Genomic DNA, 11202 nt, shown 5'->3' with positions numbered 1-11202 from the left:
AATCAACGTCCCCAGATCATCACTCGACCCGTGCGAGTCCTTCATCAGCGTCGACAGGACCTGCGCCCCCATGTCGAACTTCATGCTGCCTCCCCGTTCCGGCCGGCCGGTCGTGCTGTCTGCGCGACAGATGTGGAGCCATCTCTATCAACTCCCCGATTGCCCGTGCAATCGACCCTCACAGGGCTGCTACAAACGCATGACGAAGCCATGGGGTCATATCGGGCATCTGCCGCGAGCAGGGCGGGAGTCGGGGCGGGGCGGAGGGGCCGGGCGCCCGGGCGGCGGTCCGTGCGGCGGTAGCCGCTGCGAAGGGGACGCCGCACGACGGGTGTTGGTCGGAGCGGGCCGCACTCAGCGGGCGGCCTGCGCCGTCGGGCCTTCCCGGGAGATCAGGAGGAGCGCCCTGTCGTCGTTCACGTCCCTCGCCACCGCCTCGATGAGGTGCCAGGCCGCGCCGTGGAACCCTCCGGCCACATAGCGGTCGGCCTCGCCGGTGAGGCGGTCGATGCCCTCGACGATGTCGCGGTCGGAGGTCTCCACCAGGCCGTCCGTGAACAGCATCAGGACGTCGCCCGGGCGCAGCGAGCCCTTCACGGAGTCGAACTGTGCGCCCTCGTAGACGCCGAGGAGCGGGCCTTCCGCCACCTTCTCCTCCCAGCGGCCGCTGCCCGCGCTGAGCTGGAGGCCCGGCGGGTGCCCGGCCGAGTACAGCTCGTAGTCGCCCGATTCCAGGTCCAGGACCAGGTGGATGGAGGTGGCGAAGCCCTCGTCCCAGTCCTGGCGGAGCAGGTAGCCGTTGGCCGCGGGCAGGAAGGCGTGCGGCGGCAGCGAGCCCAGCAGTCCGCCGAACGCCCCGGACAGCAGCAGGGCGCGCGAGCCGGCGTCCATGCCCTTGCCGGAGACGTCGGTCAGGACGACTTCGAGCGTGCGGCCCCCGTTGGTGCGGGCGGCCACCACGAAGTCACCTGAGAAGGACTGCCCGCCGGCCGGTCTGAGCGCCATCTCGCGGTGCCAGCCGAGCGGCAGCTTCGGCAGCTTGCTCTGGACCCGGATGCGTTCGCGCAGGTCGAAGAGCATGGTTCCGCCGCGCCGCCAGGGCACGCCGACCCGGCTGCGGAACTGTGCGATCAGCAGCCCGAAGAACCCGCAGGCCGCGACCACGAGCACGGTGCCGGGGGTGACCCGCGACGGTCCCTCGGTGTAGGGGCCGAGTTTCACGGACTCGACTATCAGCGCGGTGGCCGCGGCGGCGTACAGCCCGAGCAGGCTGGAGGGCCGCAGCAGCAGGCCGCCCGCCACGATCGGCAGGACGAGGACGGCCGGGGAACACCACACGGGGTCGACGAGGGTGGTCGCCGCGATCAGCGGGACCGTCAGCAGCAGGCCGGCCAGCGCGATCCAGTCCGAGCCGTCGCCGCGGAAGTAGTCCACGGCGGATCTGCGCACGCCGGTGCGGGCCCGGTGCCACTGCTTCCTCAACCGGGCCGTGAACGTCTCGGCTTCCGCGCGCCGCCCTCGTCCTGCTGCCATTGTCCGGGACCCTATCCATCCGACCAGCCCCTTGGCACGGGAGGTCCCACTTGTCCCCCGTCCGAGCGCCGAACCTCACAGGAACCAGCCCCCGGCAGCCCGGTGGAAATCCCCTCGCTCGTCCGGGCTTGCCCTGATAGGGATGGCCCATGACGACGGACGTACGGGTACTGCGGCAGGATGAGCGGGACGTCTGGTACCACCATCTCATCCGGGCCTTCGGCGGGGTCGACGAACCGCCCGAGGAGCGGCAACTGTGGGACGACCTGACCGAGTTGGACCGTTTCCTGGGCTCCTGGGACGGAGACACCTGTGTGGGCACCGCCGGGGCCTTCGCCTTCCGCCTCACCGTCCCCGGCGGCGCCTCGGTCCCCGCGGCGGGGATCACGATGGTGAGCGTGGCGGCCACGCACCGCCGCCGCGGGGTGCTGACGTCGATGATGCGGCGGCAGCTGGACGACATCCGCTCCTGGGGCGAACCGCTCGCCGTGCTGACCGCGTCCGAGCCCGCGATCTACGGCCGGTTCGGGTTCGGCGCCGCGACCTTCCATGTGACCGCCGAGATCGACACCGGCCGGGTCCGGCTGTCCGTACCGGCCGGCACCGATGACGTACGGCTGCGGTACGCGCAGCCCGCGGACGTCCTCGATGCGTGCGAGGCGGTCTACGCGCGGCTGGTGCCGGACCGGCCCGGGATGCTGGCGCGGCAGCCCGGCTGGGAGCGGCTGGGCCTGCTCGACGCGGAGAGCCACCGGGACGGGGCGTCGCCGCTGCAGTGCGTGGTCGCCGAGCGGGACGGCGCGATCACGGGGTACGCGCGGTTCCGCACCAAGCTGGGGTGGGGTGTCGCCGGGCACGACGGCACGGTGACCCTCACCGACCTGGCGGCGCTGGACCCGGCGACGGACGCGGCGCTGTGGCGCTTCCTGTTCGGCATCGACCTGACCACGACGCTGGTGGCGCGCGGCCGGCCGGTCGACGACGCCTGGCAGTACATGGTCTCCGACATCCGGCGCTGCCGGCCGCGGCTGCGGGACGCGCTGTACGTGCGGCCGGTCGACGTGCGGGCGGCGCTGGAGGCGCGGACGTACCAGGCGCCGGTGGACGTGGTGTTCGACGTCGAGGACGCCTTCTGCCCCTGGAACAACGGGCGTTGGCGGCTGGCCGGGGACACGAAGGGCGCGTCCTGCGCGCGTACCACGGAGGCGGCCGATCTGTCGCTGTCCGTGAGGGAGTTGGGGGCGGCGTACCTGGGCGGTGTGTCCCTGGTCTCGCTGGCGGCGGCGGGCCGGGTGCGGGAGCTGCGGCAGGGAGCGCTGGCGGAGGCGTCGACGGCGTTCGGCTCGACGGTGGCACCGTGGATGCCGCACGGCTTCTGAGGGACGCCGTCCCCGTCCGAGGGACGCCTCCCCGTCCGAGGGACGCCGTCCCCGTCTGCGGGGCGCCGTTCCCGGCGGAGGCGGCTACCGCTGCTGGCAGCCGGGGCACCAGAACAGATTGCGGGCGGCGAGACCGGCGGTGCGGATCTCGCCGCCACAGATGTGGCAGGGAAGGTGCGCCCTGCGGTACACGTACACCTCGCCGCCGTGGTCGTCGACGCGCGGCGGGCGGCCCATGGCCTCGGGGGTGTGTTCGGGGCGGACGGTGTCGATGCGGTTCACGCGGACGCCCTCGCGCATGAGGCCGACGAGGTCGGTCCAGATCGCGTCCCACTCGGCCGGGGTGATGTCCTGGCCGGGGCGGTAGGGGTCGATGCCGTGCCGGAAGAGGACCTCCGCGCGGTAGACGTTGCCGACGCCGGCGATGACCTTCTGGTCCATCAGCAGGGCGGCGACGGTCGTACGGCTGCGGGAGACACGGCGGTAGGCGGCCGCGGGGTCGGCGTCGGCGCGCAGCGGGTCGGGGCCGAGGCGGCCGTGGACGGCGGCCTTCTCGTCGTCCGTGATCAGCGCGCAGGTGGTGGGGCCGCGGAGGTCGACGTACGCGTCCGGGTTCGCCAGGCGGAGCCGGACCGTGTCGGTGGGCGGGGGTGCGGGGGCGTCGCCGAAGGTGACCTTGCCGAAGAGGCCGAGGTGGATGTGGACCCAGTCGCCGTCGCGGAAGCCGAGGAAGAGGTGCTTGCCGTGGGCGTCGGCGGTGCGCAGCTCGGCCCCGTCGAGGAGCGCGGCGGCATCGGCGAACTTGCCCTGGGGGCTGCGGACGGAGACGGGCCCCCCGGCGAAACGCGCGGCGTAGTCCTCGGCCAGCCGGTGAATGGTGTGCCCCTCCGGCACGGTTGCCCCACCCTTTCCAGTTCCAGCACGCCGGGGTCCGGTCCCGGGCCCGCCAGGGGGCGCTGGCGTCCCCCTGGCTCCTGCTCCTCGAACGCCGGACGGGCCGGCCGGCTCAGCCCTGCGGGGCCTGCGGCTCCTGCGGGTGATGGGGCGGCAGGGGCGGCAGTTCGCCCGTGGTCTCGTACGACGACAGCATGTCGATGCGCCGCACGTGCCGCTCGTCGCCCGAGAACGGCGTGCTGAGGAAGGTCTCCACGAACTTCGTCGCCTCGTCCGTCGAGTGCATCCGCGCACCCACGGCGACGACGTTCGCGTTGTTGTGCTGCCGGCCGAGCGAGGCCGTCTCCTCGCTCCAGGCGAGGGCCGCCCGGACGCCCTTCACCTTGTTCGCGGCCATCTGCTCGCCGTTGCCGGAGCCGCCGATCACGATGCCGAGGGAGTCGGGGTCCGCCGCGGTGCGCTCCGCCGCGCGCAGACAGAACGGCGGGTAGTCGTCCTGGGCGTCGTAGATGTGGGGCCCGCAGTCGACGGGCTCATGGCCCGCGGCCCTGAGCCACTCGACGAGGTGGTTCTTCAGTTCGAAGCCGGCATGGTCGGAGCCGAGGTACACGCGCATGGACCGAGTGTGACACGACCGCCGACGCTCGGCCGCGCGGGGGCGGCCGACCCGGGTGCCGACCGTGCGGCCGCCCGGACGCGGAAGAGGTTCGCCGGTCGGCGCAGTGCTGCGGCCCGGCGAACCTCTTCCATGGGGACTGCGTGGGGACTACGTGGCGACTGCTACGTCACTTCCTGACGAGCTTCCAGGCGGTGGGCAGCAGGCCCATCGCCAGGGCCGCCTTCAGGGCGTCGCCGATCAGGAACGGGGTGAGCCCGGCCGCGATCGCGGCGGTCGCGGACATGCCGGTCGCCAGGGCCAGGTAGGGAACGCCGACCGCGTAGATGATCGCCTCGCCCAGCAGCATCGCGCCGGCCGTGCGCAGCACCGAACGGTCGGCGCCGCGGCGGGCCAGGGCGCCCACGACGGCGGAGGCGAGCAGCATGCCGAGGACATAGCCGAAGGAGGGGGCGCCGGCGCCCGAGGCGCCGCCGGCGAACCACGGCACACCGGCGATGCCGGCGAGCGCGTACAGGGCGAGCGACAGGAAGCCGCGGCCGGCGCCGAGGGCCGTACCCACCAGCAGCGCGGCGAAGGTCTGGCCGGTCACCGGCACCGGGGAGCCGGGCACGGGCAGCGAGATCTGCGCGGCGAGCCCGGTGAGCACGGCACCGCCGGCCACGAGGGCGACGTCACGCACGCGGGACGCGGGCAGCAGATCGGCGAGGACCTCGCCGGGGCGGGCGATGGCGGTCGTGGTGCTCATGAAGGACTCATTCCGGCGGTGGGGACGGTTCGGGAACACGTTGACGCTATCCCAGGCCACCTCAGCCGATCACCGTCAGCGCTCGACAAAGGGTGGAAGGACGGCGTGGTGGACTCCATACAAAGAGTGCCTGCTACACCCAGGCCGGCGTGACGCTGGTCACTGAGGTCGGCTCGATGAGCAGCCCGCCGCGATATGAGAGTGGTCTGTAGGGTTTCACCAAACGGGATCCCTGTCGCCGCGGGGCACGCGCCGGCGCATTGCGGCCCGTGCCCCGGGACGGTGTGAAGCGTGGCGGGACGGCGGGACGGCCGTCAGAGGTTGCTGAAGTCCGGTCCCTTCGTGCGCGTGCGCTTGATCTCGTAGAAGCCCGGGACCGAGGCGACCGCCAGGGTGCCGTCCCACAGCTTGGCGGCCTCCTCGCCCTTGGGGGCGGGGGTGACCACCGGGCCGAAGAAGGCGAGCTGCTCGCCGTTGCCGTCCGGGACGGCGATCACCGGCGTGCCCACCTCCTGGCCGACCTTGTCGATGCCGTCCTTGTGCGAGGCGCGCAGCTGCGCCTCGAACTCGAAGTCCTCCTGGTCGGCGTAGTCGATCAGGTCCGCGGGCAGGCCGACCTCCTCGAGCGCGGCGGCCATCGCCTCCCGCGTCGCCCCCTCGCCCCGGTTGTGGAAACGGGTGCCGAGCGCGGTGTACAGCGGTCCGAGGACCTCCGCGCCGTGCTTCTGCCACGCCGCGGTCACCACGCGCACGGGCTGCCACGCCTGGGCGGCGAGCATCTCCCGGTACTCCTCGGGCAGTTGGTCCAGCTTGTCCTCGTTGAGCACCGCGAGGCTCATGATGTGCCACCGGACCTCGATGTCACGGACCTTCTCCACCTCCAGGACCCAGCGGGAGGTCATCCAGGCCCACGGGCACAGCGGGTCGAACCAGAAGTCGACCGGGGTCCTGCCGGAAGGGGTCGCAGTCTCGGACATTGCTCTCCTCGGTAGATGTTCGTTGATGAGAAAACAAACGGGGCCGGTGACACCATTCCCGGGTCCCGCGGGTGCGCCCGGTGTTCCGCGTCAGGGGCTCATGGCAGGATCGGCCCTGTTCGCCCGTCCAGCCGTGAAGCAAAAGGGAGTGGCGCCCGTGCCCGGTGAGAATCTGTCCCGCGACGAGGCCCGGGAGCGGGCCGCCCTGCTGTCCGTCGACGGGTACGACGTGTCGCTCGACCTGCGCTCCGCCGTGGGCGACACGCCCGGAGCCGCGGACGGCGAGCCGCGCACCTTCCGCTCGGTGACCACGATCCGCTTCCGCTGTGCCGAGCCCGGGGCCGCGTCCTTCGCCGATCTCGTCGCCCCCGGCGTCACCGCGGTCTCCCTCAACGGCAGGGACCTCGACCCCGGGGAGGTCTTCGACGGCACCCGCATCCGGCTGGAGGACCTGGCCGCCGAGAACGAACTGGTCGTGGACGCGCAGTGCGCCTACTCCCGCACCGGTGAGGGCCTGCACCGCTTCGTCGACCCGGAGGACGGCGAGGTCTACCTCTACACGCAGTACGAGCCCGCCGACTCCCGGCGCGTCTTCGCGAACTTCGAGCAGCCGGACCTCAAGGCCCCGTTCCGCTTCGAGGTCCGCGCCCCGGAGGGCTGGACGGTGTGGAGCAACGGCGTCGGCGAACTGCACGACGGCCTGTGGCGGTTCGCGGAGACGAAACCGATCTCGACCTACATCACGGCGGTGGTGGCGGGTCCGTACCACTACGTCACGGACACCTACACCCGCGCCTTCGACGACGGCACGACGCTGGAGATCCCGCTCGGCGCGATGTGCCGCAAGGGCCTGGCGAAGCACTTCGACGCGGACGACGTCTTCCTCGTCACCAAGCAGGGCCTGGACTTCTTCCACGACCGCTTCGACTACCCGTACCCGTTCGGGAAGTACGACCAGGCGTTCGTGCCCGAGTACAACCTGGGCGCGATGGAGAACCCCGGACTGGTCACCTTCCGTGAGGAGTTCATCTTCCGCGGCAAGGTCACGCAGGCGTCGTACGAGCGCCGGGCCAATGTGATCCTGCACGAGATGGCGCACATGTGGTTCGGCGACCTGGTGACCATGGTGTGGTGGGACGACCTGTGGCTGAAGGAGTCCTTCGCCGACTTCATGGGCGCCTTCTCGCTCGTGGGGGCGACCCGCTTCACCGACGGCTGGATCACCTTCGCCAACAGCCGCAAGTCGTGGGCGTACCGCGCCGACCAGCTGCCGTCCACGCATCCGGTCACGGCGGACATCCGCGACCTGGAGGACGCGAAGCTCAACTTCGACGGCATCACGTACGCCAAGGGCGCGTCGGTCCTGAAGCAACTGGTGGCGTACGTGGGGCAGGACGCGTTCCTGGAGGGCGCGCGCCGCTACTTCAAGCGGAACGCGTACGGCAACACGCGCCTCGGCGACCTGCTGTCGGTCCTCGAGGAGACGAGCGGCCGCGACATGGCGGCCTGGTCGCGCTCCTGGCTGCAGACGGCGGGCGTCAACTCCCTGACGCCGCAGGTGCTGCTGGGCGACGACGGGCGGATCGCCGAACTGTCCGTGCTCCAGGAGGCCGCGGAGTCGCACCCCGAACTGCGGCCGCACCGCGTGGCGGTGGGGCTGTACCGCGACGAGGCGGGCGCGCTCGTGCGCTACGCGCGTGCCGAGGCCGACGTCCACGGCCCGCGTACGGTGGTCGGGGAACTGGCCGGTGCCGAGGCCCCGGACCTGGTCCTGGTCAACGACGACGACCTGACGTACTGCAAGATCCGCTTCGACGACACGTCGCTGGCCACCCTCAAGGACCGTCTCGGCGACGTCACCGATCCGCTGGCGCGGGCGCTGTGCTGGTCGGCGCTGTGGAACCTGACACGGGACGCGCTGCTGCCGGCGCGGGACTTCGTCGACCTGATGCTGCGGTTCTCCGGCCGGGAGTCCGACATCGGCGTGCTCCAGATGCTGCACACCTGGGCGGACTCGGCGCTGCACCACTACGCGGCACCCGACTGGCGGCAGGCCGGCGGGCGGCTCCTGGCGCAGGGCGCGCTGCGGGAGCTGCGGCAGGCGGAGCCGGGCAGCCAGCACCAGCTGACGTGGGCGCGGTTCTTCGCGGCGGTGGCGGCGGAGAAGCCCGATCTGGAGCTGCTGCGGGGGCTGCTGGAGGGCGCGGAGAAGATCGACGGCCTGGAGGTGGACCAGGAGCTGCGCTGGGCGTTCCTGGGGCCGCTGGCCGCGCACGGGGCCGCGGACGAGTCGGTGCTCGCGGCGGAACTGGCCCGCGACGACACGGCGTCCGGCAAGCGCCACCAGGTCCGCTGTCTGGCGGCGCGTCCCTCGGCGGCGGTCAAGGCGCAGGCGTGGGCCCAGGTCGTCGAGTCGGACACGTTGTCGAACGCGCTCGTGGAGGCGACCATCGCGGGCTTCGTGCAGCCGTCGCAGCGTGAGCTGCTGGCGCCGTACGCGGAGAAGTACTTCGCGGTGATCGAGCGGGTGTGGGCGCAGCGTTCCATCCAGATCGCGATGGACGTGGTGAGGGGGCTGTTCCCGTCGCTCCGTGACTCGCCGGAGACGCTGGAGGCGACCGACGCGTGGCTCGCGGCGCACGAGGACGCCCCGCCGGCGCTGCGGCGGCTGGTGCTGGAGGCGCGCGACGACCTGGCGCGTGCCCTGCGCGGGCAGGCGCGCGACGCGGAGGCCGCGCGGTAGGGACGTCCCGTACGCCTGGGCGCCCCCGGTGACACCGAGGGCGCCCGGCCGGCACCGCGAGCACGGGGCGAGGGGTTGACGCGCGCCGGGGAACGGCGGTTACGAAATACGAGCATCCGACCCGTAACCCGTCCGCACCGCCACCCGGACCAGCTCTTTCGGCGCTCGAACGCGCGTACTTCAGCGCCTTGTTGTCCGCATTCGTCGACAGGCGTGTAACAGCGGTTAGCGGACTCAGACGGCGCGGGAACTTCGGGGGCATGACCTACGACACGCCGCTCTCCCCCCGGCCTCTGCGTCATCTGACCGACGTGCAACGCCGGGTGCTGACCACCACCCAGCTGCGCGCCCACGGTGTGACGACCGCCGAGACGAACGACCATTCCCGGCCCGGCGGCCCCTGGCAGCAGTTACTGCCGGGCGTGTACCTGCTGCATCCGGGCCCGCCGACCGCGGAGGAGCGCCTGCACGCGGTACTGCTCTACGCGGCGCGCTCCTCGCTCGGCGGCCCGGCGCCCGGGGTGCCCTCCCAGCCGGGCGCCGAGGACCCGCGCGGGCCGCTGCCCTACACGGACGCGATGATCACCGGCCTGGCCGCACTGACGCTGTACGGCTTCGCCTGCGCGCCCGCGCTGCCGTCGCTGGAGACCATCGACGTCCTGGTGCCGCGGCTGCGGCGGCTGCGCAGCACGGGCTGCGCGCGGGTGATCCGCACGCCGGCGCTGCCCGCGCCGCGCCTGGTGACCGGCGTGCCCGTCGCACCCGTGCCGCGCGCCCTGGCCGACGCGGTCGCCCAGTTGTCGGACGCGGGCACGGTGCGCCGCCTGCTGACCGAAGCGGTGCGCGATGGTCACTGCGAACCCGCGGTCGTGGTACGGGAGCTGAGCCAGGCGAAGCTGCTGGGGCGGCCGCATCTGGGGGACGCCGTGGACTCGCTCCTGGCGGAGGGCCGGGCGATCGCGGAGGACCGCCTGTACCGGATGGTGCGGGAGCACGGCCTGCCGGACCCGGTCTGGAACGTGGACCTGAGGCTGCCCGGGGGGCCCTGGCTGGGCGGCCTGGACGCGTACTGGCCCGAGCAGGCGGTCGCCCTGGAACTGGACACCCGCGCCCCGCGCCGGGGCGACCGGCAGGACGACGAGCTGTGGTCGGAGTACGCCCGCAAGCGGGAGCTGCTGGAGCGGTTCGGCATCACGGTCGTTCACATCACGCCGAAGAAGCTGCGGGACGCGGCGGAGCAGCAGGCGACGGTGGTGCGCACCGCGCTGATGGCGGCGGCGGACCGGGAACCGGCCGCGTATGTCGTGGTCCTGCCGCGGTAGCGGCCGGCCGGGCCCTGCCGCCGGGGGCCACCCACAGCCGCGGCGCCCGACCACCGCGAACCGGTCGACGGGCCCGGGGGAGGCAGCGGTGGAGACGGCGGAACTGCTCCTCGCCCCGGCCCCCTGAGCCGCACGGCTCCGGGTCGGTGTCAGTGTGCCGCGCGGCCGGTGGGCGGCCGGTCGCGCCACAGGGCGAGGGCCGTGTCGATCAGGCGGACCCGGGGCAGGGACGGCACCTCGTCCAGTGGGTGCCAGGCCGCCATGTCGGTGGATCCGCCAATCTCGTGGCGCAGTTCGCCACCGGTGACCCGGCCCTCGTAGACGAGCCGCACCCCGTGGTGGTCGACGGTGCGACCCAGGCGGCGCGGGATGTGGCGGCGGAGCGAGTCCACGCCCAGCAGGCCGGTGATCTCGACACGGTAGCCGGTCTCCTCCGTCACCTCCCGCAGGACGGTGTCGTAGGGGTCCTCGCCGTGTTCCATGCCACCGCCGGGCAGGGTCCACTCGGGCGTGCCGCGGACACCGCGGCCGCGGGCGAGCAGGAGTCGTTCGTCGCGAACGCAGACGGCGTAGGCCGCCACCCTCAACTTATGGCGCACAGGGAGACGTTAGTACGCCACCCCGCCCGGCAGGCGCGGCGCCCGCCCCTCGTCCGGTCCGGGCTCAGGCCCGCGCGGGGTCGCCGGTCTCCACGGCCCAACCGCGCGCGGCGACCCTGCGAAGACTTCCCGCCACTCCACGCGCACGCGGTGAGCGGCGAGGCCTCCACACTACGCGCGTAGGGGGCGGCCGGGACGCCGGATTGCCCCTTCCCGTGCCGCTACGTCCCCGATGGCGCATGGCGGGATTACGCCATGACTCCACCTCGTCCCGGTCAACTCTCCCCAAACATATGCCCCTTGGGTAAAGCTGAGCGGTCACCCGGACCCGACATCCGGACGACCGTGGCCAGGGCCGACCGCACTTCCGGTCCGGGCCGCACCGCTTCGT

At 72.7% G+C, this 11202-nt stretch carries 9 protein-coding genes; 3 read left to right on the top strand and 6 right to left on the bottom strand.

Annotation, left to right across the window (positions count from 1 at the left end; all coding sequences use genetic code 11):
* Positions 1-354: 354 nt before the first annotated feature.
* Positions 355-1533 (bottom strand): PP2C family protein-serine/threonine phosphatase, encoded by a 1179-nt coding sequence (locus tag ACFYMU_RS30070; RefSeq protein ID WP_388379841.1) that lies wholly within the window; start codon positions 1531-1533, stop codon positions 355-357.
* 149 nt (positions 1534-1682) lie between these two features.
* Here ACFYMU_RS30070 and ACFYMU_RS30065 point away from each other — a divergent pair, with 149 nt between their 5' ends.
* Positions 1683-2912 carry a GNAT family N-acetyltransferase gene (locus tag ACFYMU_RS30065; protein WP_388379838.1) on the top strand — a complete coding sequence of 410 codons (1230 nt, stop codon included), beginning with the start codon at positions 1683-1685 and terminating at the stop codon, positions 2910-2912.
* An 84-nt stretch (positions 2913-2996) separates the two neighbouring features.
* Here ACFYMU_RS30065 and ACFYMU_RS30060 read toward each other — a convergent pair whose 3' ends face one another.
* From ACFYMU_RS30060 to ACFYMU_RS30045, 4 genes are all read right to left on the bottom strand, one after another.
* Positions 2997-3806 (bottom strand): Fpg/Nei family DNA glycosylase, encoded by an 810-nt coding sequence (locus tag ACFYMU_RS30060; RefSeq protein WP_388379835.1) that lies wholly within the window; start codon positions 3804-3806, stop codon positions 2997-2999.
* A gap of 112 nt (positions 3807-3918) precedes the next feature.
* A complete protein-coding gene (locus tag ACFYMU_RS30055) occupies positions 3919-4422 on the bottom strand; it encodes a ribose-5-phosphate isomerase (RefSeq protein ID WP_388379833.1) in 504 nt (167 codons plus the stop codon).
* Between the two features lie 169 nt (positions 4423-4591).
* Complete coding sequence (locus ACFYMU_RS30050) at positions 4592-5170, bottom strand: biotin transporter BioY (protein WP_388379830.1); 579 nt, start codon at positions 5168-5170, stop codon at positions 4592-4594.
* A 314-nt stretch (positions 5171-5484) separates the two neighbouring features.
* Positions 5485-6147, bottom strand: coding sequence for a DsbA family protein (locus tag ACFYMU_RS30045; RefSeq protein ID WP_388379827.1), 663 nt, complete (start codon positions 6145-6147; stop codon positions 5485-5487).
* 157 nt (positions 6148-6304) lie between these two features.
* On the opposite strand from ACFYMU_RS30045, the gene pepN reads away from it, so the two are divergent.
* Together pepN and ACFYMU_RS30035 are read left to right on the top strand one after the other, a co-directional pair.
* Positions 6305-8890: an aminopeptidase N gene (gene pepN / locus ACFYMU_RS30040; protein WP_388379824.1), complete on the top strand. Its 2586-nt coding sequence runs from the start codon at positions 6305-6307 to the stop codon at positions 8888-8890.
* Positions 8891-9150: 260 nt separating this feature from the next.
* On the top strand, positions 9151-10212 hold the full coding sequence (locus ACFYMU_RS30035; RefSeq protein WP_388379821.1) for a hypothetical protein: 1062 nt from the start codon (positions 9151-9153) through the stop codon (positions 10210-10212).
* Between the two features lie 149 nt (positions 10213-10361).
* On the opposite strand, the gene ACFYMU_RS30030 is transcribed toward ACFYMU_RS30035, so the two are convergent.
* Positions 10362-10811 (bottom strand): NUDIX hydrolase, encoded by a 450-nt coding sequence (locus ACFYMU_RS30030; RefSeq protein ID WP_388379818.1) that lies wholly within the window; start codon positions 10809-10811, stop codon positions 10362-10364.
* Positions 10812-11202: the final 391 nt, after the last annotated feature.

This window comes from Streptomyces sp. NPDC007264, assembly GCF_042869095.1.
Taxonomy (GTDB): domain Bacteria; phylum Actinomycetota; class Actinomycetes; order Streptomycetales; family Streptomycetaceae; genus Streptomyces.
This window is presented reverse-complemented; position numbering and strand designations above follow the sequence as displayed.